We start from the raw sequence: 23,945 nt of genomic DNA, 5'->3' as shown, positions 1-23,945 counted from the left end.
GCAGGATGATGCGCATGGTCCGCACATCTTTCCGGTGTACGCGCTGCCGGTGAGCCCCGATCCCCCACCGTGTCACCGAAGTCGAGGAGACCCCTGCCATGGGCGCTGCCCCCGCGCTGCCCGGAGCCGACGCGGAGTCCGCACCGGCCGGGCCCGGTCCGGCCCACTGGCTGAGGGTCGCCCGCGAGACGGCGGAGGACCTGGCCACGGACGCGGTGGCCAGGGACCAGGCGGGCAAACCGCCCTTCGACGAGGTGGCCCGGCTGCGCGAGTCGGGGCTGCCGGCCCTCCTCGTACCGGCCGGACTCGGCGGCGGCGGAGCCGACTGGCCGACCGCCTACGCGGTGGTCCGGGAGATCGCCACGGCCGACGGCGCGATCGCCCAACTCCTCGGCAGCCACTACTTCGTGTCGTGGAGCGCCCGGCACCTCACCGACCCGGCCCGCGCCGCCGCGCTGGAGCGGCGGACCGCCGCGGAGCAGTGGTGCTGGGGCGGTGGCCTGGCGCGTCAGGAACCGGCACTGGCCCTCGTCAGGACCCCGCAGGGGCGGGTGCTGAACGGCCGTCAGAGCTATGCGGCGGGGGTGCTGGTGGCCGACCGGCTCGCCGTGCGGGCCGTGCGGGCCGACACCGGCGAGCCGTTCGCCGTGGTGGTCGATCCGGCCCGGCAGGGCGTGGCGGTCGACGGTGACGCCGACCCGTTCGGGCAGCGGCTCGCGGCCGGCGGCAGTGTGGAGTTCGACGCCGTGCCGGTCAGCGCCGACGACGTCCTGGGGTCCCTGTCCGCGGACGAGGACGTCCTGTCCCCGCCGACCGCTCTGGTGTCACCGGTGGGGCGGCTGCTGTCGGTGCAGATCCGGCTCGGCATGGCGGAGGGGGTGCTCGCCGAGGCCCGCGAGTACACCAGGGCCGGCCGCGCGCCCTGGCATCCCGACTGGCCGGCCGGGTCGCCCCGGGACCCGCAGGTGCTGACCGCGTACGGGGAGCTGACCGTGCTGACCCGCTCGGCGTCCGCCCTCGCCGAGCAGGCTCGGGACGCCGTGCAGGCCGGGCTGGCACGCGGTGAGGACCTCTCCTACGAGGAGTACGCGGAGATCTCCGTGCTCGTCGCCATGGCCGAGGCCGCCGCGTCCAGAGCCGTGCAGGAGTCCACCGCCCGCGCCCTGGACGTCATCGGCGCCCGCTCGGCGTCCGCGCGGCTGGGCTTCGACCGCTTCTGGCGCAACGCCCGGACCCACACGCTGTACGAGCCCGTCACGCACCGGCTGCGGGACGTCGGTGACTACTTCCTCAACGGCTCGCATCCGCCGTTCGTCCTCCCGGTCTGAGCCACGGCCCGCGCGTCCGGCCGCCGCGCGAGCGTCGCTCCGGCGCCGGGCGTCATCGCGGCGCACACGGTCGACGACGAGGCCGCCACGACATCAGCGGCTACATACCGGCCGGCCCGGCCTGATCCTCGTCGCGGGGCCCGTCGGACGTCAGGCCGGTCAGTTCCGCCGCCGTGCGGGCCGGCTCCAGGTGGGGGCCGATCCATTCGCACATCAGGACCGTGGCGTCGTCCTGGAGTTCTCCGTCGTGATAGTCGAGGACGGCCTGGATCAGCCGGCGCAAGGTCTCGGGCACGGGCAGCCCGTCGGCGTGGTGACGGATGAGGAAGTCGGCGAAGCGGTCCAGGCCGAACTCCCGGCCCCCGGCGCGGCGCGCCTCGGTGATGCCGTCGGTGTACAGCACGATGCGGTCGCCGGGCTGGAGGTGCTCCCGGCACACGGTGCCGGGCAGGCCGAGTGCGGTGCCCATGGGGTGGGCCGGACGGCATTTGAGGTGGGTGGTCCAGCGGTTGTCCCGGATGACGATCGGCGGATGGTGGCCACGATTGACCCACGACAGCATCCCGTTGCGGGTGTCCAGGGTCGCCAGGATGCCGGTGACGTAGCGCCGGAGGCCGTACTGCTCGATCAGGGCGGCCTCGACGGCCTCCGCCTTGGCGAGGAGACCGGCGCCCTGACGGCGGGCGTTGCGGCACGACCCCAGCGCGAGCGCCCCGGACAGGCCGGCGGCGGTGTCGTGACCCATGGCGTCGAAGATCGTCAAGTGGACGACGGGTCCGTCGACGGCGTACTCGAAGACGTCGCCGCTGATGTCGTAGGCCGGTTCCAGCGCAGCGGAGATGGTCACCCGGCCGTCCGCGTACGTCCGGGGCGGCAGGAGGTTCCACTGCATCTCGGCGGCCAGGCTCATCGGCCGGGCGCGCGTCAGCTTGGCGAGCGCGTCGCTGGTGCCCCGCTTGCTGACCAGGATCAGCGCGACGAGCCCCGCCAGCGACTCCATGTCGTAGCGGGCCTCGGCGTCGTTGCGCTCGGCGCTCACCCGCAGCAGGCCGATGCGTTCCGTGCCGTCCAGCAGCGGCACCCACCACTCGAACACGTCACCGCCCGGGGGCGCGGCGGGCAGCACGTCGCCGTACTGGAAGGCCCGCCCGGCCACCGTCCCCTCGACGGGCAGCTCCTTCTCGTGGCCCTCCCCGGCCGCCTCGTCCCCGGGGAGGAGGCACAGGGTCCGGCGCCGCAGATCGGCGAGGTAGATCAGTACCCGGCGGAAGGAGGCGGCGCGGGCGCACGCGTTCGTCTTGGCAGGGAGCAGTTCCACGGGCATGAGGTGGCTGGCCGCCAGCAGGTCGGCCAGCATGCGCCGTCCGCCCTCTCCACCGTGCTCCATCGGCCACCTCCGTCCCATCCGTTCACCGCACTGGACGGCTACCCGCGAAACGGCGTGTGGCACGGCCCGGTGCACGGGGAGAGCCGGCCCGGCCGATTCCGCATACCGGGGCCATACCGAGGCTTCAGGGGGCCGCCTCCGGGTACTTCCATGGTGGAACGACCCGTCGAAGGAGGAAACGGAGGCGCGAGGGCCGTGCTGCTGTCGCATTCGCTAGATCACGGAGTACTCGTCATCACGGTCCACGAAGACCCCGGCATCGGGGGGCGTGCCTCGCTCCTGACGCAGATCAGCGCCCTGGTCGAGGCCTATCGGCCCGCTCCCGTGGTGGTCGTCCTGGACGAGCCGGCCACCCAGGGCGCCGCCGTCAGCGTCGTCCTGCGCGTCCATCGTCTGTGCAGCCGGCTGGGCATGCTGATGGCGGTGGCCACCGCCAGCGCGCCCACCCGCCGCGTGCTGGAGGCGAACGCCGACACGGCCGGCACCCGGCTGGTCGTCCACGCCCGGACCGACACCGCCGTCGCCGCCGCGTACGCCGCCGCGGCCTGAGCCGGCTCCCGGGGTGGTCCGTCAGGGCATGGTGCTCTGGGCGCTGATCAGCTCGGTGACCGCGCGCAGGCCTCCCTGGGCGAGCGCGGCGCGCTGTCGGTCCGCGCCGGTGCCGTCCTGCAGCAGCCGGTGCACCAGGGACGTCACCTGACGGGCGTCCCCCGAGGCGTCCAGGGCGGGAGCGACGTACCGCAGCAGCTCGTACAGCATGTCGCCGGCCCGCTGCGGTGTGCCGTCCCGGGCGATCAGGGTGTCCTCCAGACCGTGCCGGGCGGCGTGCCACATGGCGGCCTGGAGCAGTTCCGGGGCGAGGTCGGGGGCGGGCACCCCGTCCGCCGCCTCGGCCAGGGCGGTCTCCACCAGGGCCCGGATGACGGCGGCGAGCAGCACGGCCTCGTCCGCCCGCAGCTGGACGTCCAGGCACCGCACCTCGACGGTCGGGTACGTGGACGACAGACGGGCCTGCCAGTAGAGCTGGCCGGTGTCGGAGATCAGACCCGCTTCCTGCAGCCGCGCCGTGCGCCGGTCGTAGTCCTCGGCGTCACGGAAGTACGGCGGGATCCCGCTGACCGGCCAGCGGCCGAAGATCACGGTGCGCCAGCTGGCGAACCCGGTGTCGTGCCCGTCCCACAGCGGGGAGTTCGCCGACATGGCCGTCAGCACCGGCAGCCAGGGCCGGATCCGGTTCAGGACCTGCACCCCGGCCTCCCGGTCGGGCACGCCGACGTGCACGTGCGTGCCGTTGACCAGTTGTTCCGCCACCAGCTGCGGCGCCTGCGTGACCATGGCCCGGTACCGGGCCTGGTCGGTGACGGCCACGGGGCGCCCGTGACGTACCGGCGGGGTGCCGCACACCGCGATCCGGCAGCCGTGCTCCTCCGCGGCCACACCGACCGCGTGCCGCAGGCGCAGCAGGTGTCCGCCGGCCTCCTCCAGCGTGGCGCACACCGGGGTGGCAACCTCGACCTGAGCCTGGAGCAGCTCGTACTGCACCTCCTGGTCCGCCACGAGACGCCCCAGGCCCGCGGAGGCGCGCACCTTGTCCGCGTGCGGCACCGGCAGGCCCGTGACCGGGTCGACCAGCAGGTACTCCTCTTCCACGCCGATCGTCGTCATCGATCACCCTTTGTTCGCCCGGCTGGAGCCGGGTCGGGTCCCACCCGTGGGAGTACCGAGTGCCGCGACCGGTCCGGGGCAAACCATGACAGGCCCGGCATCACCCGTAGGGGTGGTTCAGGGGGTCGTTCGGCCCATCGGACCGCGACGCACGGTGATCGGCCCAATCGGCGGGGCTAGGTTCCTCCGGGCTGGGCACTCCCCGCTGCGCCCGTCGAGAAAACCGCTGCCGATCGAGGAACTGATGGCGACACACACTGAACCGGTTGCGCCAGTACCCGCGGCGGGCCGCCGCGGCAGGGGCATGGTGATCGTCTCCTGGGTGACGACCACCGACCACAAGAAGATCGGGCATCTGTACCTGATCACATCGTTCCTGTTCTTCCTGATCGCCGGTGCGCTGGCGATGGCGATCAGGGCGGAACTGGCCCGGCCGGGACTGCAGATCCTCTCCAACGAGCAGTACAACCAGGCGTTCACGATGCACGGCACGATCATGCTGTTGCTGTTCGCGACGCCCACCTTCGCGGGCTTCGCCAACGCGATCATGCCGTTGCAGATCGGCTCGCCCGACGTGGCGTTCCCGCGCCTGAACATGCTCTCGTACTGGCTGTTCCTCCTCGGCGGCCTGATCGTGCTGGGCAGCTTCCTCACCCCGCAGGGCGCGGCCGACTTCGGCTGGACCGCGTACACCCCGCTCAGCGGCGGCGAACGCACCACCTACGTGGGCGGGGATCTGTGGATCATGGGGCTCGCGCTGTCCGGCTTCGGCACCATCCTGGGCTCGGTCAACTTCATCACCACCATCATCTGCATGCGCGCCCCGGGCATGACGATGTTCCGGATGCCGATCTTCACCTGGAACGTGCTGCTCACCTCGGTGCTGGTGCTGCTGGCCTTCCCGGTCCTGGCCGCCGCGCTGCTCGTGCTGGAGGCGGACCGGCGGTTCGGAGCGCAGGTGTTCAACCCCGAGAACGGCGGCGCGATCCTCTGGCAGCACCTGTTCTGGTTCTTCGGCCACCCCGAGGTCTACATCCTGGCCCTGCCGTTCTTCGGCGTGATCAGCGAGATCATCCCCGTCTTCGCGCGCAAGCCGATCTTCGGGTACACGGGTCTGATCGGTGCCACGATCGCCATCGCCGGGCTGTCGGTGACGGTGTGGGCGCACCACATGTTCGCCACGGGCGCGGTGCTGCTGCCGTTCTTCGCGTTCATGACGTATCTGATCGCGGTGCCGACGGGCGTGAAGTTCTTCAACTGGATCGGCACCATGTGGAAGGGGTCGCTGTCGTTCGAGCCACCCATGCTGTGGGCGGCCGGCTTCCTGGTGACCTTCCTCTTCGGCGGCCTGACCGGGGTCATCCTCGGCTCCCCGCCGCTCGACTGGCACGTCACCGACAGCTACTTCGTCGTCGCGCACTTCCACTACGTGCTCTTCGGCACGATCGTCTTCGCGATGTTCGGCGGATTCAGCTTCTGGTGGCCGAAGATGACCGGCACCATGCTGAACGAACGCCTGGAGAAGGTGCACTTCTGGACGCTGTTCGTCGGCTTCCACACCACGTTCCTGGTGCAGCACTGGCTGGGCGCCGAGGGCATGCCCCGCCGCTACGCCGACTATCTGGCCGCCGACGGCTTCACCGCCCTCAACACCGTCTCCTCGATCGGCGCCTTCCTCCTCGGCCTGTCGACGCTGCCCTTCCTCTACAACGTGTGGCGCACCGCGCAGAGGGGCGAGCGGGTCGAGGTCGACGACCCCTGGGGGTACGGCCGTTCCCTGGAGTGGGCCACCTCCTGCCCACCGCCCCGCCACAACTTCCTGACCCTGCCCAAGATCCGCTCGGAGTCCCCCGCGTTCGACCTGCGCCATCCGGACGTGGCCGTCCTGGACGAGGCGGAGAACACCGGGCGGCGTGACGTCGTGGACGCCGAGGGGCACAAGGGCGACCGGCCGTGACGCCCGGCGGCCACGACGCGCTGGACGGGGAACGGCCCGGCGTACTGGCCGCGGAGGCCGAGGGCTATCTGCTCGCGCACGCCCATCACGAGCAGATCCGCCGCGAGGCCGAGGAACTGCGGTCGCGGCTGCCGTGGCTGACCACGGCTCAGGCCGAGGAACTCACCGGCCACTACGTCCGGCTGCGGCTGGACGTCACCCGCCGGCTGCTGCAGAGCACGGTCCGCCGGGCCGGGGAGCTGCGCGAGGAGTACGAGGCCCGCTACGCCGCCCTGCGCCGCGTTCTGCTCCGCCGGCACGCGGCGGCCGCCTGCGCGGTCCTGACGTGCGGTGCCGGGGTCGGTTCCCTGGCCGAGGTGCTCACCCGCTGACCGGCCGGGCCGCAGGGTGGTGCACAGTGGGAAGGAGTCCCGGTCTCGTAAGGGTGGTGTGGTCGTGAGTCGGATCCTGGTGACCGGTTCCGCGGACGGGCTCGGCCGGGCGGCGGCCGGCACGCTGCTCGCGGCCGGGCACGACGTGGTGGTGCACGCCCGGAACCAGGAGCGCGCGAAGGAGCTCGACGCGCTCGTCGAGCGGGGGGCGCGGCTCGTCGTCGGCGACTTCACCGACCGGGACGCCGTACGGCGCGTCGCCGGGGAGCTCGACGAGGTGCCCCCGCTGGACGCGGTCGTCCACAACGCCGGGGTGTGGCGGGGGCCGGCGGTCATGCCGGTGAACGTCATCGCGCCGTATCTGCTCACGGCGCTACTGCGCGGGGTGGGCCGGCTGGTGTACCTGAGCAGCGGCTCGCACTACGGCGGGCGTCCCGTCCTGGACGGGGTGGACTGGCGGGGTGGCAGCGCGGGTTCGTACGCCGACAGCAAGCTGTTCGTCACGACTCTCGCGGCCGCCGTGGCCCGACTGCGTCCCGGCGTGCCGAGCAACGCGGTGGATCCCGGCTGGGTGCCGACGAAGATGGGCGGTCCCGGCGCGCCGGACGACCTCGAACTCGGCCACCGCACCCAGGAGTGGCTGGCGGTGAGCGACGAGCCCGGGGCCCTGACGACCGGCGGCTACTGGTACCACGGCGAGCGGCGGGAGCCGCATGCCGCGGTCCACGACCGGGCGTTCCAGGACCGTCTCCTGCGCACGCTGGCCGAGGAGACGGGCACCGCCCTCTGAGCCGGACCTCCGCGTGGTCGAGCGGCTCGCAGTCGAACCCGTCGCTCGCCGGAACACGGGGGCCGGCAAGGGGGTCGGGGCAGTCGGGTCATCCCTCGTGGCCGTCCGTGAGGAGCAGACGGGCCGTCTCCCCGGCCTGGACGCCGATCGCCCGGTCGGGCAGTTCGACGTCGATGGGCGGCAGGTCGGACGGCGGTACGGCGATCTCCAGTTGCCCGCTCGTGAGGCGCAGGCGGATGCCCCAGTGGCCCTGGTAGGCGATGGAGAACCCGTACGACGACAGCTCCGGCAGCGGCACCGGGTCCAGCCACAGGGCCCCGGCCCGGGTCTCCAGGCCGGTCAGTCCCCGCTGGACCAGGTCGAGGGTGCCGGCCATGGCGCCCAGGTGGATGCCCTCGCCGGTGGTGCCGCCCTGGAGGTCGGCGATGTCGCCGCGCAGGGCCTCCTGGCAGAACGTCCACGCCTCGGCCCGCCGGCACCGGGCCAGGACCCAGCCGTGGACCAGGCCGCTGAGGGTGGAGCCGTGGCTGGTGCGGGCCAGGTAGTGGTCGACGGTGCGCTGCCAGGTCCGCTCGTCCAGCCGGTACCCCAAGTGCCGGAAGAGTTTCTGCAGTTCGGCCGGTGAGAAGAGGTAGCCGAGCATCAGCACGTCGGCCTGTTTGGACGCCTTGTAGCGGTTGACGGTGTCGCCCTCGGCCTCCAGGATCCGGTCGAGGCGGCGGATGTCGTCGTAGCGCTTGCGGTAGTCGTCCCAGTCGAGTTCCGCGAGGTCGCCGTAGCCCTCGAACTGGCTGATGACCCCGTCGTGGAAGGGTACGTGCAGGGTGCGGGAGACGTCCTCCCAGTGGTCCGGTTCGCCGGCGTCCAGGGCGATGCGCTCCACGAGTTCGCGGCGGCGGGGCTCGGGCAGGGTGCGCAGCACGTCCAGGGCGCGGGTGAGCACCCAGGCCGCCGTGACGTTGGTGTAGGCGTTGTCGTCCAGGCCGGGCCGTTCGGCGTCCGGGTAGGCCTCGTGGTACTCGTCGGGCCCGACCACCCCGCGGATGCGGTGGCGCCCCAGGTGCGCGTCCCAGGTGGCCGAGTCCGCCCAGAAGCGCGCGATCTGCAGCAGCATCTCGGCGCCCTTGGTGTGCAGGAACTCCGCGTCGCCACCGGCCTCGCAGTACTGCCAGACGTTGTACGCGATCGCCGAGCCGACGTGGTGCTGCAGATGCGTGTGGTCGGGCAGCCAGCGGCCCGAGCGGGGGTTGAGGTGCAGCTGCTGGGTCTCCTCGCGTCCGTCGCTGCCGCTCTGCCACGGATACAGCGCGCCGCGCCGGCCTGCGGCCCGGGCCGCGGCGCACGCCCGTTCCAGTCGCCGGTGGCGGTAGCGGAGCAGGGCCCGGGACACCTCGGGGAAGTGCAGGTTGAGGTACGGCAGGACGAACAGCTCGTCCCAGAACACGTGCCCGCGGTAGGCCTCGCCGTGCAGTCCCCGGGCCGGTACGCCCACGTCCAGTTCGGCGGTGTGCGGGGAGAGGGTCTGCAGCACGTGGAAGAGGTGCAGACGCAGGATGTGACCGGACTCCCCCGGCACGTCCAGTTCGGCGCGGCGCCACAGCTGGGCCCAGGCGGTGCGGTGGGTGGCGAGCAGCCGGTCGAACGCCGGTGCCGCGCCGACCCGGTCGACGGCGGCCTGCAGCGGGTCGCTGATCGCCGGGTCGTGCGAGGTGTGCAGGGCGACGGTCTTGTCGACGGTGGCGGTGCGGTCGGGGACCAGCGTCAGGGTGACGCGCTGGACGGCGCGCGCGGGTGCGGGGAGGTCCGCGACGGGCTCCGTGGCGGTCAGCCGGGCGGCCATGCCGATCCGGATGTCCGACGTGCGCGTCCGGCAGCGCAGCCACACCGTGTCCGGCCCCGCGGCCCCGGTGTGCACGTGGGTGAGGTGGCGGCCGTCCAGGTCGCGGTAGCGCGGCACCCCGGCATTGCGCACGGTCCCGTCGAGGGTGGCCTCGACGTCCAGCTCACCGGAGAAGCCCTCGGCGGTGAACTCGCTGCGCAGCGCCGCGAGATGGGGATCGGCCATGTGCACCAGCCGCCACTGCCGTACCGCCAGGACCCGCCCGCCGCCGAGGCCGTAGCGGGTGCGGCGCTCCAGCACGCCCTCGTCGAGGTGGAGGGTCTGCCGGTGGTCCAGGACGGTCGCCGTGTCCGGGGAGAGCCACTCCCCGCCCGGGATGCGGAAGCGCAGGGGCAGCCAGTTGGGCAGGTTGACGAGGTCCTCGTTCTCCACGCGGCGTCCGGCGACCTCGGACACCAGCCGGTTGTAGCAGCCGGCCGCGTAGGTGCCCGGGTAGTGGACGTCGTCGGCCGCGCACTCGGGCAGCGCGCCGCGGGTGGCGAAGCAGCCGTTGCCCAGCGTGCACAGCGACTCCCGCAGCCGCTCCTCGGCGGGCAGGTACCCCTCGTACTCCCAGATCCGGTCCGTCACGGGCCGTATCCTCCTAGACGCGCTGCGGAACGACGGCCACCGGGCACTCGGCGTGGTGCAGCAGGGTGTGGGCCACCCTGCCGAGCTGGAGCCCGAACTGCCCCTGCCGGCGCCGGGCCCCGACGATCACCAGGTCGGCCGCGGCCGAACGGTGCACGAGCACCTTGCCCGCCGGGCCCTCCACGGTCGTGCGGCGCACCCGGATCCCGGGGTGCCGGGCCGTGGCGTCGCGCAGCAGCGCGTCGAGTTCGGCGCGGGCCCGCTCCTCGTGCCCGCGTCCGGGTGCCTCGGCGAGCGGGTCCTCGTCGGCGGCCTCGCGCGCGGGGCAGCGCCAGGCGCGTACGGCGTCCAGGACGCAGCCGCGGGCCTCGGCCTCGTGGCAGGCGAAGCGCACCGCTTCCGCGCCGGTGGCGGGGCCGCCGACGCCGAGCAGGATCCGCTCGTGGGGGCCGGTCGGCCCGGCGCCATCGCCGCGCACCACGATCACGGGGCAGTGCGCGCGGGCCGCGACGGCCAGCCCGACGGAACCGAGCAGCAGCCCTTTCAGTTCGCCTCGGCCGCGCGATCCGGTGATCAGGGCGGTGGCGTTGTTGCCCTCGTGCAGGAGGGCGTCCGCCGCGTCGGCGAGGAGCACGTCGGTGGTGACCTTCACGTCGGGGTTGCGCCGCCCGGCGCGTTCCGCCGCGGAGGCGACGATGTGCTCGGCCATCAGACGGCCCGGGGGGCGGGCCAGCCCGACGGACGGGGCGAGTCCCTCGTAGCGCTCCCAGAGGGAGCCGTGGACGAGCCGCAGCGGGAGTCCGTGCCGGGCGGCCTCGTCCACCGCCCAGTCGATCGCCGGCAGGCTGCCGTCCGAACCGTCGACGCCCACGACCAGGGGCAGTTCCGTCGTCATCGTTCCCACCGCCTCGTACTCGGGCAGTCCACGGATCCATGTCCACGGATGCACGTCCACGGATGCACGTCCTCGGGTCCACTCCCACCGTCGCACCCGGAGCGGCCGCGTGCGAGGGGCGGTCGGCCCCCCGCCGGGGCCGTTCGGCCCTTGGTGCGCGGCGGGCGCCGGGCCCAGGCTGAGGTCAGCGGACCCGGCCCGGGCAGCCCGGGAGGGCCGCGGGCACACCCCGCACGTGCCGCGCGGTGCTGCGGGGCGGCGGAAGGGAGAGGGAGCCATGACTGCCACCACCAACCTGTCCGCGGGTCTCACCGCCGGGCACCGCGAGCGGCTGATGCGCCTCGCGCGCGAGGTGTCCTTCGACGTGGGCACCCGCCTGTTCGAGGAAGGCCGACGTGCCGACCGGTTCTGGATCGTGCGCACCGGGGCGGTCGAACTCGACCTGCGGGTGCCGGGCCGGCGGGCCGCCGTCGTCCAGTCCCTGGGACACGGGGAACTGGTCGGCTGGTCGTGGCACTTCGCGCCGTACGTGTGGCACCTGGGTGCGGAGGCGGCGAGCCCGGTGCGGGCCTGGGAGTTCGACGCGGAGGCCGTGCGGGCGATGTGCGCCCAGGACGCCGAGTTCGGCCGTGCGGTCGCGGAGTGGGTCGGCCGGGTGATCGCCGACCGGCTGCACGCCTCACGCGTCCGGCTGCTCGACCTGTACGCCCTGTACGGCAGCGGCAGCCGGATCTGAGCGGACCCGGGCCCCCTTGTCCGGCCAAATCCGCTCGCGTGTGGCGCCGTGGGGCTCGGTCTGCTGCGGGCGTGGCGTTCGTGAGGCTCGGCCTGCTGCGGGCTGGGGCGGCCGCCCCGGCCCCGTCTGCTGCTGGGTGGGGTGGTCGCCGCCCGGCTCGGTCTGCTGCTGGGTGGGGTGGTCGCCGTCCGGCTCGGTCTGCTGCGGGGTGGGGTGGTTGTCGCCCGGCTCGGTCTGCCGTGGGATGGGGCGGTCGCCGCCCGGCTCGGTCTGCCGTGGGGTGGGCGGTCGCCCGCTCGGTCTGCTGCGGGGTGGGGCGGTGTGGGTCAGCCGGTCATCCGTCTTCTCCACTGCGGTCCGACCCGTGCCCACTCCGCGTCCCACCGCTCCAGCCTCCGCCGGTCCAGCCGCAGGCGCGCCAGCCGCCCGCACGCCCAGACGGCCGCTGCCGCGCCGGCCCCCGCGAGGACTCCGGTGCCGACGGCCTGGAACATCGACTCCGTCGGGCCGAGGGGCGCCTCGGCGAGATCGCCGGCGCGGTCCGTCCACACCGTCACGCGTGTTCCCGCCGCGGCGTCCGGCTCGACCTCGGTGCGTCCGGTGTGCGGTGAGCCGTCGGGTGCCGTCCAGCGCACCGTGGCCCACACGGTGTCGCCGCCCGAGCCGTCCGTCGTCACCGGCGGGGTCCTCGGCGCCCGCTCGGTGAGGACGGCGGGTACGGCACGTGTCTGCGCGCGCTGCGCGGAGAGGGCACCGTCCACCGCCGTGGCCGCCGCGAGGGCGGCGACAGCCCCGCACAGCACGGCGAGGACCCAGCAGGCGAGCAGGATCCAGGCCTCGACGCGGTCGCTGCGCCGGCGGAGCGGATTGCTCCGCCACCGCCACAGCCGCACCGGTGCCGCGTTCCTGCGTGGCCTCTGCGTCATCGCGCCTCCCCTCACGGGAGTGCTTCCAGTCTGCGCCGCCCGGCCCGGCCGGCGCCTCCCGTACGACCGGTCGCCGCGATGGGTTCCTACGGCCCTGTCGGACATGGGCCGACCGGCCCTACCGCGCGCGCCGCTCGCGGGCTTTGCTCGGACCATGTCCGAGAGCACCCGCAGGTCCACCCCCCGGCCGGCCGAGAGCACGGCCCGCGTCGTGACGGTGCGCGGCGAGATGGACCTGCTCACGGCGCCGGCCCTGCGGGACCGGCTGGACCAGCTGACCGCCGGCCCGTGCCCCGACCTGGTCCTGGACCTGCGGGCCGTCTCCTTCATCGACTGCACGGGGCTCGGCGTCCTGTGCCGGGCCCGCAACCGCGTGCTCGCACGCCGGGGCCGGCTGCGCCTGGTCGGTGGCGGGGCCTTCCTGCGGCGCCTGTTCCGGTACACCGGTGTGGCCGGGGCCTTCGAGGTACTGCCGGGCCTGCCGCCGACCGCCGCCGCCGACGCGATGAGCGCCCGTTCCGCGGGCGAGGCCGGGGGCTGACACCGCCGCCGGCAGCCCGTCGCCCGGGTACGGGACGGGCGGGGCCGCCAAGGCTCCCCTGGTGCCCCTCAGGGGTCGCCTCAGGCCGGGGCCGTGCGCGTGCGCAGGAGGTCCTCGACGCCGCGCAGGAAGGTCTCCGAGATCAGCGCGGGGTCGAAGAGGCACCCTGCCGCCATGGCACCGTCCCGGAGCATCACGAAGTGACGCCCTGCCTCGTCGGCGGGCGCGCAGCCGGCCTGCGCCAGCAGTTCCGTGGCCGTCTCCAGAAACCACTGCCGATGGGCCAGCACGGCCTGATGGACCGGGTGCGCGGCATCGGGGTACTCCGCCGCCGCGTTCAGGAAGGCGCACCCGCGGAAACCGTCGGACCGGATCCCCTCGGTGATGGTCCGGCCGACGCCGCGGACCGTGTCGGCCGCCGGCAGCCCCTGTGCCCGGACGGCCTCGACCTGCCCGCGGATGCCCTGGTCGGCCAGTGCGAGGTAGGCGAGGACCAGGTCCTCCTTGCCCTTGAAGTGCCGGTACAGCGTGGCGCGGGTGACCTGGGCCTCGGCGATGATCCGGTCCACGCCGACGGAGTGGATCCCCTCGGCGTAGAAGATCCGGGTCGCCGTGCCGAGCAGCCGCGACCGTGCCTCGGACGTGCTTCCGCCTTCTGTGCGCGCGCTCATGGCGTCACCGTACCAGCCGACGAGGGAGAACGTTCGGTCTTGACAACTAGGGGTCCGGGAGCCTTGGATGCTCAGCAAGACCGAACGTTCTCCCTCATCCGAGAAAGGGGCCCTCCATGCGCGGCTCCGTCGTCACCCCCGCCCCCGCCCCCGTCGCCGGCTCGTCCGCGGCACTGCGCCGCCTGTACGTCCTGCGCTTCGCGTTCGCCGCGGTGTGGGCCGCCCTGCTCTTCGGCTCCGCGCGCTCCCTGGGGCCCCTCAGTGCGACGCTGCTGGTGATCTACCCCCTGTTCGACGTGGCCTGCGCGGTAGTCGACCTGCGGTCCGCCAGGCCGGACGGCGGGCCGGTGCGCGGTCTGCAGGCCAACATCGTGCTCAGCACGCTCACCGCCGCGGCCCTGGCCGCCGCCTGCTTCTCCGGCATCCCGGCCGTCCTGCGCGTCTGGGGCGCCTGGGCGATCACCGCGGGCCTCGCCCAGCTGGTCGTCGCCCTGCTGCGGCGCGGCATGGCGGGACAGTGGCCGATGATCGCCAGCGGCGCCCTGTCCACCCTGGCCGGAGGCTCGTTCGTCGTCCAGGCGGGCCGGGACGGCGCCTCGCTGACCTCGCTGGCCGGCTACGCCTTCCTCGGCGGGGTGTTCTTCCTCGTCTCCGCGCTCCGGTTGCTGCGCCTGGAGCGGTCCGGCGGACCGGCGGACCGCGCGGCCGTGTGACCACGTGCCCCCCACGTGCCCCACTCGGAGGGAGCGCGCCGCATCCCGCGGCGCGCTCCGGTGCGTCATCCTCCTCGGCCCGCACGGGCCGGGTCCGTCACGGCTCGGGGACGACCGCCACGGGACACCCGGCGTGGTGCAGCACGCCGTGGGTGACCCTGCCGATGTGCAGGCCGAAGCGCCCATGGGGGTGACGGGCCCCGATGACGAGGAGATCGGCGTCGGCCGAGGCGCCGAGCAGCGCGATGCGGGCGTGGCCCTCGACGATCCGCCGGTGCACCTCGACCTCCGGATGCTCCCCGGCCGGGCCGCGCAGCACGGCATCGAGCGTCTCGGCGGCGCGCTGCCGGTACGCGTCGGCGGGTTCGCCGGTGAACAGGGGGAAGTCGGTGGCCTCGGGCGCCGGCCGGTGCCAGGCGCGCACGGCCTCCAGCGGCACCCGGCGCCGGGCCGCCTCCCGGAGGGCGAAGCGCGCCGCCCGCGTCGAGTCGGGTTCGCCGGGGACGCCCAGGACGACCCGCCTGCCCTGCCCGCGTGGAGCACCCTGCCGGCCGGCGTCGCCGCGCACCACGACCACCGGCCCGTCGGCGCGCCCGGCCACGGCCAGGCCGACGGAGCCCAGCAGCAGCTCGCCGGCGCCGCCCCGACCTCGGTCGCCCACGATCAGCGCGGAGGCCTTGCCCGCCGCCCGGCGCAGTACGGGCACGGGCCCCGCCGCCACGACCTCGGTGGTGACCCGCATGCCGGGTACGCGCCGCCGGGCGCGTCGGGCGGCGGCGGTCACGAGGACGTCGGTGAGCAGCCGCTCCGACCGTTCCGGGGCCATGGGGAAGACGGCCTGTTCGTAGCGCTCCCACAGGGACGCGTACAGCACGTGCAGCGGGACCTCGCGCAGCGCGGCCTCGTCGGCCGCCCAGTCCACGGCCCGCAGGCTGGACTCGGAGCCGTCCACGCCGACGACGATCGGCAGGTCCATCGTCCACACCCTTCCGCCCGTGCTGCCCCCGCCCTCCAGGCTTCCCGGCTTCCCGGCTTCCCGGCTTCCCGGCTTCCCGGCTTCCCGGCTTCCCGGCTTCCCGCACGAACGCTTCTCGCGTCACGGCAGCATCGTCTCGCCGGTCCCAGCGTCGCGCCGACGGGTGGGTCCCGTGGAGGGGCCGCAGGTCCCCCGTGGGGACCGACCGGCCCGGGTGAGGGCGTCCGCACGGCCGGGCGGGAGGCAGGAGCCGGGCCGAACGGGATGCGCGGCCACCGCCGGGACGGGCCGTCCGGCCCCGTGGCGGGGCCGGACGGCCCGGGCGCGAACGCCGGGGGCGGCCTAGGGTCGCAGCTGGGACGAAGTCACCGAGGCGGGAGCGGAATGACGTGAAGATCATCGCGTACGGAGTCCTCACCGACGAGCGGCCCCTGCTGCGGGAGGCCTTCGACCGGAGGTTCGGCGACCGGCACGAACTGCGCTGCCTGGAGCCGTTCCTCGACCGGGACACCGCGCCCACCGCCGCGGGTCACCGGATCGTCCTCAGCAGCGTCAACGACGTCCTGGACGCGGAGGTGCTGCGGAGCCTGGCCGGGGCCGGCGTCGAGATGATCGCCCAGCGGGCCACCGGTCACAACAACATCGATCTGGACGCGGCCGGGGAACTCGGCCTGACCGTCGCGCGGGTCTCGTCCTACTCGCCCTACTCGGTCGCGGAGTTCGCCTGGGCGCTGGCCCTGGCCGTGGGCCGCCGCGTCGTCCGGGCCGCGCACCGCACGCGCGAGTTCGACTTCCGCCTCGACGGCCTGCTCGGCCGTGATCTGCACGGCCGGACCGTGGGCGTGGTGGGGACGGGCAAGATCGGCACGGCGTTCACGCGCATCGCGCACGGCTTCGGCATGCGCCTGCTGGGCTGGGACGTCGCCGAGAACCCCGAGTGCCTGGCGCTCGGCATGGAGTACGTCCCGCGCGAGCGGCTCTTCTCCGAGTCCGACCTGGTCAGCCTGCACGTACCGCTGCTGCCGGAGACGCACCACCTGGTGGACGCCGCGATGCTGGACCTGATGAAGGCGGACTCCGTCCTGGTCAACTCCAGTCGCGGCGGACTGGTCGACACGGACGCCCTGCTGGCCACCCTGCGCGCCGGCCGGCTCGCCGGCGTCGGCCTGGACGTGTACGAGGAGGAGGCGGGGGTGTTCTTCCTGGACAAGTCCCTGGAGGTGATGACCGACGAACGCCTCGCCCGGCTGATGACCTTCCCCAACGTGCTGGTCACCTCGCACCAGGCGTACTTCACCCGGGACGCCGTGGGCCAGATCGCCGAGAGCACCGCGCGCAACGTCGAGGACCACGCCGCCGGCCGCACGAGCGACAACACCCTGACCGTCCCGGACGGCCGGGGACAGTAGGCGCAGGCCGCTCTCGGCGCAGCCGGTAACCTGGTCGTACTGCCGCCCCGAGCCGAGTGGCAGTGCGGCGGTGGGGCCCGCCGTACCCAACCGCGGTCGTGCCGGCCGCCAACGGTCCCTGCCTGACCCCTCCGCGTGCCCGCACGCGGTCCGAGCCGATCAGGTAGGAGCCTGAACGCCGTGCGACCCGACCGCCCCGACGACAGTGCCCCGGCCGACGGCCGGCGGACCCGGCCCGTCGACCCCGACACGGCCGTCGACCCCTGGCCCCCGCGCAAGGCCCCCGGGCCCCGGCGGCGTCAGGCCGAGATCCTCGCCGCCGTCGTGGCCGGCGGCGTCCTCGGCGCCTGCGCCCGCTACGGCGCCACCCTGCTGTGGCCCACCGTCCCGGGCGCCTTCCCGTGGACCACGTTCTGGATCAACGTCAGCGGCAGCGCCGCCATGGGCGTGCTCATGGTGCTGATCACCGAGCGCACCACCGCGCACCCCCTCGTGCGGCCCTTCCTCGGCACGGGCGTCCTGGGCGGCTACACCACGTTCTCCACCTACGCCGTGGACGCCCGCGCCCTGTTCGGGGACGGCCGTGCCGGAACCGCGTTGCTCTACCTCGCCGCCACGCTCGCGGCCGCGCTGTTCGCCGTGTGGGCCGGGGCCGGGCTCACCCGGCTGCTCGCCCTGCCGCGGGCCGCGAGGACGGAGGGCGAGGCGTGAACTGGCTGATGGTCGTCGTGGGGGCGGCGGTCGGCGCGCCCCTGCGCTATCTCGTCGATCGCGCCGTCCAGGCCCGGCACGGCGGCGTCTTCCCCTGGGGGACCGTCGCGGTGAACCTCGCCGCCTGCACCGTGCTCGGCTTCCTCACCGGCGCCGCCACGGCCACGGCCGTACCGCCCGCGCTTCAGCACCTGGTCGGGCCCGGGCTGTGCGCGACGCTGAGCACCTACTCCACGTTCTCCTTCGAGACCCTCCGCCTGGCCGAGACGGGCGCGAAGCCGTCCGCCGTGGCCAACGTCGTCCTCAGCGTCGTCGCGGGGCTCGGGGCGGCCTTCCTCGGGGGCGCGGCCGCACAGTTCCTGCTGGGGTAGCCGCTCCCGGCCGAACCGCCCCGGGCCCGCGTCAGACCCGGGCGAGCCGCGCCGCCCCGAACGACACGTCGAAGCGGTCGCACCAGATGCTGACGCTGCTGAAGCGGCTCACGTCGACGTTGTCGGGCACGGCGTAGTTCTGGCTGCCCTTGTTGCCCTTCAGCTTGCCGAGGCTGACATGGTCGCCGTCGTCGAACACGTGCCAGCCGGCCCGGCCTTCCTTCACCGGCGCGTCGGTGAGCCACACGCGCAGGTCGGGGCCGTTGCTGGTGTCGAGCCGTTCCAGGCGGACCACATGGCTGCCGTCGGCCAGCCGCAGGAGCCTCACGGTGCCGGAGGTGGCGTGCTCGTGGCTGATCAGCTCGCCGCTCGCGAGCGCCTCGGGACCGGCCGGGGCGGGGGTGGGCGACGCCCCGGACGGCGGTGCGGCAGCCGGGGGGCGCGCGGCGCCCCCGGGCAGCGCCTCCCGCACGGTCTCGTCCTGCCAGAGCTTCCACGGCTGGAACCAGTACAGCCCGAAACCGGCCCCGGCGACCGCCACGGCCAGCACGCCGATCACCCACGGCCTGACCAGCGCGCTCCACACCCGTCCCATGCCACCACCTTCTGACAGTCCGTCGTCCTGCCCCCATTCAACGCAGGAGGCGGGCGTCCGGGGCGGTTCGGGGGATGACGAAACCCTTACGTCCGCCGGAATCGTTGCGTCCGCCTGACCGGCGCGCCCGTCGCCTTACGGAGTCGTGACGTACGGGCGCCGTCCCGGGGCGCGGCGGCGGTACGGCCCTAGCGTGGCCGTATGCGTGTACTGGTCACCGGCGGTGCCGGGTTCATCGGATCCCAAGTGGTCTCCGTCCTGCGGGAACGCGGGCACGAGGCGGTCGTCTTCGACGTGCGGGAGGATCCCGGCGCCGACGTGCGGGATCCGCACGCCGTCCGGGGCGCCCTGGCCGGGGTGGACGCCGTGTGTCATCAGGCCGCGATGGTCGGGCTCGGCGACGGGGTCGCGGACGCGGCCGAATACGTCTCGCGCAACGACCTGGGGACGGCCGTGCTGCTGTCCGCCATGGCGGAGACCGGCGTCGGGCACCTGGTGCTGGCCGGGTCGATGGTCGTCTACGGCGAGGGGCGGTACACCTGTCCGCGCCACGGGGCCGTACGGCCCGGGCCGCGGGCCGTCGCCGATCTGGAGGCGGGGCGGTTCGAGCCCGCCTGCCCGGTGTGCGGGCAGGACCTGCTGCCCGGTCTGGTCGCCGAGAACGCCCCGGCCGATCCCCGGAACGTCTACGCCACGACCAAACTCGCCCAGGAGCACCTGGCCGCCGCCTGGGCCCGCTGCACCGGCGGTTCGGCCGTGTCGCTGCGCTACCACAACGTGTACGGGCCGGGGATGCCCCGCGACACCCCGTACGCCGGTGTCGCCTCGTTCTTCCGCTCGGCGCTCGCCCGGGGCGAGGCACCGCGCGTCTTCGAGGACGGCCGGCAGCGGCGGGACTTCGTGCACGTGCGGGACGTGGCGGCGGCCAACGCGGTGGCGCTGGAGGCCGGGGCCGCCCCGGGGGTGCTCACGGCGTACAACACCGGCAGCGGCGAGGCGCACACCGTCGGCGAGATGGCAGCGGCCCTGGCCGCCGCGTACGGGGGCCCCGAGCCGTCCGTCACCGGTGAGTTCCGGCTCGGCGACGTCCGGCACATCACCGCGGACTCCACGCGGCTGCGGCGCGAGCTCGGGTGGCGTGCGGAGGTGGGATTCGGGGCCGGCATGGCGGAGTTCGCCCGGGCCGGGATGCGGGGGGTGTAGGGCGTGTTCGCAAGGTCCCTCCCGGGCGTCGGGCAGGAGGGACCGCGCGGACACGGCCTGGGGGGCCGGTGGTGCCGCCCGCGTCAGGACGCGGCGGTGGGCAGCACCACTTCGAAGCGGCAGCCGCCGGGGATGTTGCGCACGGTGGCCCGGCCCTGGTGGGCCTCCACGATCCCCCGGACGATGGCGAGGCCGAGGCCCGCGCCCGCCGGGGGCGTACGGGCGTGGGTGCCGCGCCAGCCGGTGTCGAAGACGCGCGGCAGGTCCTCCTCGGGGATGCCGCCGCAGCCGTCCGTCACCGACACCACGACACCGTCGGCGGACCGCTCGGCGGCGATCGCGACCGTGCCGTCGGCCGGGGTGCGACGGATGGCGTTGACCAGCAGATTGCCCAGGACGCGGCTCATCTCCTTGCCGTCCACCTCCACCGGGACGGGCTCGATCCTGCCGCCCACCAGCCGCACGCCGTGCTCCCGGGCCAGCGGGTCGGCTCCCGCCAGCGCGTCGCCGACCAGGTCGTACAGCGACATCCGGGTGGGGGCGAGGGGCAGGGTGCCGGCGTGGATGCGGGACAGCTCGAAGAGGTCGCCGACCATGTCGTTGAGGCGTTCGACCTCGGTGCGCATCTGCCGCAGATAGCGGTCGGGGTCGGCGGCGACGCCGTCCTCCAGCGCCTCCGACATGGCGCGCAGCCCGGCCAGCGGGGTGCGCAGGTCGTGCGAGATCCAGGCGACGAGCTCGCGCCGGGAGGTCTCCAGCGCGCGCTCGCGCTGCCGGGACTCGGCGAGCCGGGCGCTGGTGGCGGCCAGTTCGCGGCTGAGCGACTCCAGTTCGGCGGTCGCCGGGCCGTCCGGCGCGGTGAAGTCCCCGCCGTCGCCGAAGGACCGTGCGGCCACCGCGAGGGCGCGGCTGCGGGCGACGACCCAGCGGCCCAGCAGCAGCGCGGTGGCCAGGGAGACGACGGCCGCCATGGCCACCACGGTGGTGACGACCGTCAGGTCGTGCGGGGAGAGGAACATCGCCCAGGCGACGGCGAGCGTGCCGGCGAGCATGGCGACCACCCCGACCGCCGCGACCACGGCGAGCGAGGCGGTCAGCGAGCGGCGCCGGATCAGGCGCAGCACTCCCGCACCGGCCAGCCCGCTGACGGCGGCGCCGGCGAAGGCGTACAGGGCGATCAGCAGCGTGTCGTTCACGACGGGTCCTCCCCGCCCGCGGGGTCGAAGCGGTAACCCACGCCCCACACGGTCTGGATCAGCCGGGGCCGGGCGGGGTCGTCCTCGACCTTGCCGCGCAGCCGGCGGACGTGGACCGTGACGGTCGACAGGTCGCCGAAGTCCCAGCCCCACACCTCGCGCATCAGGTCCTCGCGTCCGAACGCCCGTCCCGGGTGCCGCAGGAAGAAGGACAGCAGGTCGAACTCCCTGAGCGTGAGGGAGAGTTCGTCACCGTTCTTGGTGGCGCGGCGGGCCGCCGGCTCCACGGTCAGGCCGCCCGCCGCGAGCCGCTGCGCCGGGGCGGCGGGCCTGCTGCGGCGCAGCACCGACTCCACGCGCAGGACGAGCTCACGGGGGCTGAAGGGTTTGGTGACGTAGTCGTCGGCGCCGACCTCCAGACCGAGGATGCGGTCGTCCTCGTCGCCGCGGGCGGTGAGCATGATGACCGGCACGGGGCCCTGTCCGCGGATCCGCCGGCACACCTCCAGGCCGTCCATGCCCGGCAGCATCAGATCGAGCACGATCAGGTCCGGCCGGTGCGCGGCGGCGCGGGCGAGGGCGGCCGGACCGTCGTCGGCGCGGTCGACGGCGTAGCCGGCGCGGTCCAGGTATCCGGCGACGACCTCGGCGACGGTCGGATCGTCGTCCACGACGAGGATCCGCGACGGTTCCTCGCCCGCTCCGGCGGGCTCGTTCGGCTGCTGCATGCCCCCAGCGTGGCACCGCGCCGCCACGGACGGGGGGCCGGGCCGCCCTGCGGCCCGTGACGTCCGGGTTTCGTAAGGAGCGGTGGTCCGTTATGCCCGATTCGCGTTCGTAGGGTGAAACCGTGACGACGACACCTTCGGACGTCGACGTGGTGCTGCCCTGCCTGAACGAGGCCGATGCCCTGCCCTGGGTGCTCGGCCGGATCCCGCCGGGCTGGCGCGCACTCGTCGTCGACAACGGTTCCACCGACGGCTCGGCAGAGGTCGCCCGCGCGCTCGGCGCGACCGTCGTGCGCGAGCCCCGCCGCGGCTTCGGCGCCGCCTGCCACGCGGGACTGACCGCCGCCACCGCCGAGGTGGTGTGCTTCTGCGACTGCGACGCCTCGCTCGATCCGGCGCTCCTCGTCCCCTTCGTGCGCGAAGTGCGCGACGGCGGGGCGGATCTGGTGCTCGGGCGGCGACGGCCACGGGGCCGCGGGGCCTGGCCCGCGCACGCCCGCGCCGGGAATCTCGCCCTCGCGCGGATGCTGCGCCGCCGTACGGGGGTGCGGCTGCACGACCTCGGTCCGCTGCGCGCCGCCCGGCGCGAGCCGCTGCTCGCCCTCGGTCTCACCGACCGGCGCAGCGGCTATCCGCTCCAGATGGTCGTCCGCGCGGCCGACGCCGGCTGGCGGATCGCCGAGCACGACGTGCCGTACCTGCCGCGCACCGGTGCCTCCAAGGTGACGGGCACCTGGCGCGGGACGTGGCAGGCCGTCCGGGACATGAGCCGCGTGCTGGCCGAGACGCCCGCGCGTGAAGGGGGAACCGTCCGTTGACCACGCTGCTCGTCATCGCCAAGGAACCGCGCCCGGGGCGGGTCAAGACCCGGCTCACTCCGCCGTTCACGCCGCGGCAGGCCGCCGAGCTGGCCGAGGCGGCGCTCGCGGACACCCTGCGCGCCGTCGCGGCCGCTCCCGCCGCCCGGCGCGTGCTCGTCCTCGACGGCAGGCCCGGCGCCTGGCTGCCGCCCGGATTCGACGTGGTACCGCAGGGCGCGGGCGGACTCGACGAACGGCTGGCGGCGGCCTTCGCGCGCTGCACCGGCCCGGCTCTCCTCGTCGGCATGGACACCCCGCAGGTGACGCCGGAGCTGCTCACCGTGGACTTCTCCGGCGTCGACGCCTGGTTCGGCCCGGCGGAGGACGGCGGTTTCTGGGCACTCGGCCTGGCCGAGCCGGATCCCGGTCTGCTGCGGGGCGTGCCCATGTCCACGGCCGTGACGGGGGCGGTGCAGCGGCGGCGGCTGGTCGACGCGGGCCTGCGCGTGCGCGACCTGCCACGCCTGCGCGACGTCGACACGGCGGCGGACGCCCACGCGGTCGCGGCTCTCGTCCCCCACGGCCGTTTCGCGGCGCGCCTGGCCGGCTGCACGGCCGCGGCGCCCGCCTCCGGCCCGGGCGCCGCCCGGTGAGCGCCCCGTCCGGCACGTCCGTGCCGGGCCGGCTCCCGGGGCCCTCCGCCGCGGCTCCCCTCTCCCCCTGGGCGGGAGCCGACCCGTACGACGCGGCCCTGCGCGCCGGTCACGGCCCGCTGTTCCTGCGGCGCGCGGACGGCTGGCTGCTGCCCCTGGAGGTGGAGCGCTGGTGCGCCCGGGCCGACGCGGTCGACCGGGACGTCCTCGACCGGTGCGAGGGGACGGTGCTGGACGTGGGGTGCGGGCCCGGGCGGCTGGTGGCGGAACTCGCCGGGCGGGGCCGGCCCGTGCTCGGCATCGACGTCAGCGAGGCCGCCGTCGAGCACACCCTGCGGCTCGGCGGCCGGGCGCTGCGGCGGTCGGTCTTCGAGCCGCTGCCCGGCGAGGGCCGCTGGGACACCGTGCTGCTCATGGACGGCAACCTCGGCATCGGCGGCGACCCGCGCGCCCTGCTGGAGCGGGTCGCCCGGCTGCTGCGCCCCGGCGGTCTGCTCCTCGCGGAGACCGCCCCGGTCGACGTCGACGAGCGGGTGCGCGTCCGCATCACCGACGCCCGGGCCGCCGACGGCTCCCCCTTCCCCTGGGCGCGGCTGGGCACGCGCGCGCTGCTGCGGTACGCCCGGGACTGGGAGCCGGCCGGTCAGTGGACGGCCGGCGGACGGCGGTTCGCCGCCCTGCGCAGCCGCGGCGCCCGCAGCGCCGCCAGCAGTGCCGACCCGCCGAAGAGGACCGCGGTGATCAGCAGCCAGCGGCCGAGGAACACGTCGGCGGGCAGCCCGGTGGCGGACCGGTAGCGCTGTTCGACCAGTCCGGCGATCAGCGGGAACCACACGAGGAGCAGCAGCCCGGA

25 protein-coding genes are annotated in these 23,945 nt (G+C 74.6%); 15 read left to right on the top strand and 10 right to left on the bottom strand.

What is annotated here, in order from left to right:
• Positions 1-98 precede the first annotated feature (98 nt).
• The gene (locus ACIGAQ_RS26595) at positions 99-1,328 is read left to right on the top strand and encodes an acyl-CoA dehydrogenase family protein (protein ID WP_399786878.1); all 1,230 of its coding nucleotides are present in this window, start codon (positions 99-101) and stop codon (positions 1,326-1,328) included.
• A gap of 100 nt (positions 1,329-1,428) precedes the next feature.
• Here ACIGAQ_RS26595 and ACIGAQ_RS26590 read toward each other — a convergent pair whose 3' ends face one another.
• The gene (locus ACIGAQ_RS26590; protein ID WP_399786875.1) at positions 1,429-2,715 is read right to left on the bottom strand and encodes a PP2C family protein-serine/threonine phosphatase; all 1,287 of its coding nucleotides are present in this window, start codon (positions 2,713-2,715) and stop codon (positions 1,429-1,431) included.
• Positions 2,716-2,913: 198 nt separating this feature from the next.
• Between ACIGAQ_RS26590 and ACIGAQ_RS26585 the strand changes: the two genes are divergently transcribed.
• Positions 2,914-3,264, top strand: coding sequence for a hypothetical protein (locus ACIGAQ_RS26585; RefSeq protein ID WP_399787168.1), 351 nt, complete (start codon positions 2,914-2,916; stop codon positions 3,262-3,264).
• Positions 3,265-3,285: 21 nt separating this feature from the next.
• On the opposite strand, the gene ACIGAQ_RS26580 is transcribed toward ACIGAQ_RS26585, so the two are convergent.
• On the bottom strand, positions 3,286-4,380 hold the full coding sequence (locus ACIGAQ_RS26580; RefSeq protein ID WP_399786873.1) for a glutamate--cysteine ligase: 1,095 nt from the start codon (positions 4,378-4,380) through the stop codon (positions 3,286-3,288).
• A 244-nt stretch (positions 4,381-4,624) separates the two neighbouring features.
• Between ACIGAQ_RS26580 and ctaD the strand changes: the two genes are divergently transcribed.
• From ctaD to ACIGAQ_RS26565, 3 genes are all read left to right on the top strand, one after another.
• Positions 4,625-6,337, top strand: a complete 1,713-nt coding sequence (gene ctaD / locus ACIGAQ_RS26575; protein WP_311679067.1) for a cytochrome c oxidase subunit I — start codon at positions 4,625-4,627, stop codon at positions 6,335-6,337.
• Positions 6,334-6,708 carry a hypothetical protein gene (locus tag ACIGAQ_RS26570; RefSeq protein ID WP_311679068.1) on the top strand — a complete coding sequence of 125 codons (375 nt, stop codon included), beginning with the start codon at positions 6,334-6,336 and terminating at the stop codon, positions 6,706-6,708. The genes ctaD and ACIGAQ_RS26570 overlap by 4 nt, the downstream gene beginning before the upstream one ends.
• A gap of 64 nt (positions 6,709-6,772) precedes the next feature.
• Complete coding sequence (locus tag ACIGAQ_RS26565) at positions 6,773-7,498, top strand: SDR family NAD(P)-dependent oxidoreductase (RefSeq protein WP_362281329.1); 726 nt, start codon at positions 6,773-6,775, stop codon at positions 7,496-7,498.
• Between the two features lie 88 nt (positions 7,499-7,586).
• Here the strand turns inward: ACIGAQ_RS26565 and ACIGAQ_RS26560 are convergent, their stop codons facing one another.
• Positions 7,587-9,968: a glycoside hydrolase family 65 protein gene (locus ACIGAQ_RS26560; protein ID WP_399786869.1), complete on the bottom strand. Its 2,382-nt coding sequence runs from the start codon at positions 9,966-9,968 to the stop codon at positions 7,587-7,589.
• Positions 9,969-9,981: 13 nt separating this feature from the next.
• Entirely contained in the window at positions 9,982-10,863 is an 882-nt protein-coding gene (locus ACIGAQ_RS26555; protein WP_399787165.1) for a universal stress protein, read from the bottom strand.
• Positions 10,864-11,140: 277 nt separating this feature from the next.
• Here ACIGAQ_RS26555 and ACIGAQ_RS26550 point away from each other — a divergent pair, with 277 nt between their 5' ends.
• Positions 11,141-11,599, top strand: a complete 459-nt coding sequence (locus ACIGAQ_RS26550; protein WP_399786866.1) for a cyclic nucleotide-binding domain-containing protein — start codon at positions 11,141-11,143, stop codon at positions 11,597-11,599.
• Between the two features lie 326 nt (positions 11,600-11,925).
• Here the strand turns inward: ACIGAQ_RS26550 and ACIGAQ_RS26545 are convergent, their stop codons facing one another.
• Complete coding sequence (locus tag ACIGAQ_RS26545; RefSeq protein WP_399786863.1) at positions 11,926-12,525, bottom strand: hypothetical protein; 600 nt, start codon at positions 12,523-12,525, stop codon at positions 11,926-11,928.
• 154 nt (positions 12,526-12,679) lie between these two features.
• Here ACIGAQ_RS26545 and ACIGAQ_RS26540 point away from each other — a divergent pair, with 154 nt between their 5' ends.
• The gene (locus tag ACIGAQ_RS26540) at positions 12,680-13,066 is read left to right on the top strand and encodes an STAS domain-containing protein (RefSeq protein WP_399786860.1); all 387 of its coding nucleotides are present in this window, start codon (positions 12,680-12,682) and stop codon (positions 13,064-13,066) included.
• A gap of 80 nt (positions 13,067-13,146) precedes the next feature.
• Here ACIGAQ_RS26540 and ACIGAQ_RS26535 read toward each other — a convergent pair whose 3' ends face one another.
• Positions 13,147-13,737, bottom strand: a complete 591-nt coding sequence (locus tag ACIGAQ_RS26535) for a TetR/AcrR family transcriptional regulator (RefSeq protein WP_311679078.1) — start codon at positions 13,735-13,737, stop codon at positions 13,147-13,149.
• Between the two features lie 116 nt (positions 13,738-13,853).
• On the opposite strand from ACIGAQ_RS26535, the gene ACIGAQ_RS26530 reads away from it, so the two are divergent.
• Positions 13,854-14,450, top strand: coding sequence for a hypothetical protein (locus tag ACIGAQ_RS26530; RefSeq protein WP_399786856.1), 597 nt, complete (start codon positions 13,854-13,856; stop codon positions 14,448-14,450).
• Between the two features lie 97 nt (positions 14,451-14,547).
• On the opposite strand, the gene ACIGAQ_RS26525 is transcribed toward ACIGAQ_RS26530, so the two are convergent.
• A complete protein-coding gene (locus tag ACIGAQ_RS26525; RefSeq protein ID WP_399786853.1) occupies positions 14,548-15,426 on the bottom strand; it encodes a universal stress protein in 879 nt (292 codons plus the stop codon).
• Positions 15,427-15,815: 389 nt separating this feature from the next.
• Here ACIGAQ_RS26525 and ACIGAQ_RS26520 point away from each other — a divergent pair, with 389 nt between their 5' ends.
• The 3 genes from ACIGAQ_RS26520 (at position 15,816) to ACIGAQ_RS26510 (ending at position 17,917) form a co-directional block, all read left to right on the top strand.
• Entirely contained in the window at positions 15,816-16,835 is a 1,020-nt protein-coding gene (locus ACIGAQ_RS26520) for a 2-hydroxyacid dehydrogenase (protein WP_399786850.1), read from the top strand.
• A 180-nt stretch (positions 16,836-17,015) separates the two neighbouring features.
• Positions 17,016-17,546, top strand: a complete 531-nt coding sequence (gene crcB, locus ACIGAQ_RS26515; RefSeq protein ID WP_399786847.1) for a fluoride efflux transporter CrcB — start codon at positions 17,016-17,018, stop codon at positions 17,544-17,546.
• Positions 17,543-17,917 carry a fluoride efflux transporter FluC gene (locus tag ACIGAQ_RS26510; RefSeq protein WP_399786844.1) on the top strand — a complete coding sequence of 125 codons (375 nt, stop codon included), beginning with the start codon at positions 17,543-17,545 and terminating at the stop codon, positions 17,915-17,917. The genes crcB and ACIGAQ_RS26510 overlap by 4 nt, the downstream gene beginning before the upstream one ends.
• A gap of 31 nt (positions 17,918-17,948) precedes the next feature.
• Here the strand turns inward: ACIGAQ_RS26510 and ACIGAQ_RS26505 are convergent, their stop codons facing one another.
• On the bottom strand, positions 17,949-18,512 hold the full coding sequence (locus ACIGAQ_RS26505) for a DM13 domain-containing protein (protein WP_399786841.1): 564 nt from the start codon (positions 18,510-18,512) through the stop codon (positions 17,949-17,951).
• 201 nt (positions 18,513-18,713) lie between these two features.
• Between ACIGAQ_RS26505 and ACIGAQ_RS26500 the strand changes: the two genes are divergently transcribed.
• Positions 18,714-19,715 carry an NAD-dependent epimerase/dehydratase family protein gene (locus ACIGAQ_RS26500; RefSeq protein WP_399786838.1) on the top strand — a complete coding sequence of 334 codons (1,002 nt, stop codon included), beginning with the start codon at positions 18,714-18,716 and terminating at the stop codon, positions 19,713-19,715.
• Positions 19,716-19,798: 83 nt separating this feature from the next.
• On the opposite strand, the gene ACIGAQ_RS26495 is transcribed toward ACIGAQ_RS26500, so the two are convergent.
• Together ACIGAQ_RS26495 and ACIGAQ_RS26490 are read right to left on the bottom strand one after the other, a co-directional pair.
• Complete coding sequence (locus tag ACIGAQ_RS26495; protein ID WP_311679089.1) at positions 19,799-20,911, bottom strand: HAMP domain-containing sensor histidine kinase; 1,113 nt, start codon at positions 20,909-20,911, stop codon at positions 19,799-19,801.
• On the bottom strand, positions 20,908-21,639 hold the full coding sequence (locus tag ACIGAQ_RS26490; RefSeq protein WP_311679092.1) for a response regulator transcription factor: 732 nt from the start codon (positions 21,637-21,639) through the stop codon (positions 20,908-20,910). Before ACIGAQ_RS26490 ends, ACIGAQ_RS26495 begins: the two co-directional genes overlap by 4 nt.
• 122 nt (positions 21,640-21,761) lie before the next feature.
• On the opposite strand from ACIGAQ_RS26490, the gene ACIGAQ_RS26485 reads away from it, so the two are divergent.
• Genes ACIGAQ_RS26485 through ACIGAQ_RS26475 form a run of 3 tightly spaced genes read left to right on the top strand, consistent with a single transcriptional unit; the run spans position 21,762 to position 23,889 of the window.
• Positions 21,762-22,457 carry a glycosyltransferase family 2 protein gene (locus tag ACIGAQ_RS26485; protein ID WP_311679093.1) on the top strand — a complete coding sequence of 232 codons (696 nt, stop codon included), beginning with the start codon at positions 21,762-21,764 and terminating at the stop codon, positions 22,455-22,457.
• On the top strand, positions 22,454-23,092 hold the full coding sequence (locus tag ACIGAQ_RS26480; protein WP_362281357.1) for a DUF2064 domain-containing protein: 639 nt from the start codon (positions 22,454-22,456) through the stop codon (positions 23,090-23,092). The genes ACIGAQ_RS26485 and ACIGAQ_RS26480 overlap by 4 nt, the downstream gene beginning before the upstream one ends.
• A gap of 20 nt (positions 23,093-23,112) precedes the next feature.
• Complete coding sequence (locus tag ACIGAQ_RS26475) at positions 23,113-23,889, top strand: methyltransferase domain-containing protein (RefSeq protein ID WP_362281359.1); 777 nt, start codon at positions 23,113-23,115, stop codon at positions 23,887-23,889.
• The last annotated feature ends 56 nt before the right edge of the window (positions 23,890-23,945 follow it).

It is taken from the genome of Streptomyces sp. NPDC085932, assembly GCF_044540525.1.
Lineage (GTDB): Bacteria > Actinomycetota > Actinomycetes > Streptomycetales > Streptomycetaceae > Streptomyces > Streptomyces levis.
The sequence above is the reverse complement of the archived record's forward strand: the minus strand, read 5'-3'. Positions and strand labels throughout refer to the sequence as shown.

Excerpts from the sequence above, each read along its gene's own strand:
- ACIGAQ_RS26490 (WP_311679092.1), bottom strand. The coding sequence starts at position 21,639 with ATGCAGCAGCCGAACGAGCCCGCCGGAGCGGGCGAGGAACCGTCGCGG.
- ACIGAQ_RS26595 (WP_399786878.1), top strand. The coding sequence starts at position 99 with ATGGGCGCTGCCCCCGCGCTGCCCGGAGCCGACGCGGAGTCCGCACCG.
- ACIGAQ_RS26505 (WP_399786841.1), bottom strand. The coding sequence starts at position 18,512 with ATGGGACGGGTGTGGAGCGCGCTGGTCAGGCCGTGGGTGATCGGCGTG.
- ACIGAQ_RS26540 (WP_399786860.1), top strand. The coding sequence starts at position 12,680 with ATGTCCGAGAGCACCCGCAGGTCCACCCCCCGGCCGGCCGAGAGCACG.
- ACIGAQ_RS26590 (WP_399786875.1), bottom strand. The coding sequence starts at position 2,715 with ATGGAGCACGGTGGAGAGGGCGGACGGCGCATGCTGGCCGACCTGCTG.
- ACIGAQ_RS26530 (WP_399786856.1), top strand. The coding sequence starts at position 13,854 with ATGCGCGGCTCCGTCGTCACCCCCGCCCCCGCCCCCGTCGCCGGCTCG.
- ACIGAQ_RS26535 (WP_311679078.1), bottom strand. The coding sequence starts at position 13,737 with ATGAGCGCGCGCACAGAAGGCGGAAGCACGTCCGAGGCACGGTCGCGG.
- ACIGAQ_RS26550 (WP_399786866.1), top strand. The coding sequence starts at position 11,141 with ATGACTGCCACCACCAACCTGTCCGCGGGTCTCACCGCCGGGCACCGC.
- ACIGAQ_RS26525 (WP_399786853.1), bottom strand. The coding sequence starts at position 15,426 with ATGGACCTGCCGATCGTCGTCGGCGTGGACGGCTCCGAGTCCAGCCTG.
- ACIGAQ_RS26555 (WP_399787165.1), bottom strand. The coding sequence starts at position 10,863 with ATGACGACGGAACTGCCCCTGGTCGTGGGCGTCGACGGTTCGGACGGC.
- ctaD (WP_311679067.1), top strand. The coding sequence starts at position 4,625 with ATGGCGACACACACTGAACCGGTTGCGCCAGTACCCGCGGCGGGCCGC.
- ACIGAQ_RS26500 (WP_399786838.1), top strand. The coding sequence starts at position 18,714 with ATGCGTGTACTGGTCACCGGCGGTGCCGGGTTCATCGGATCCCAAGTG.
- ACIGAQ_RS26545 (WP_399786863.1), bottom strand. The coding sequence starts at position 12,525 with ATGACGCAGAGGCCACGCAGGAACGCGGCACCGGTGCGGCTGTGGCGG.
- ACIGAQ_RS26580 (WP_399786873.1), bottom strand. The coding sequence starts at position 4,380 with ATGACGACGATCGGCGTGGAAGAGGAGTACCTGCTGGTCGACCCGGTC.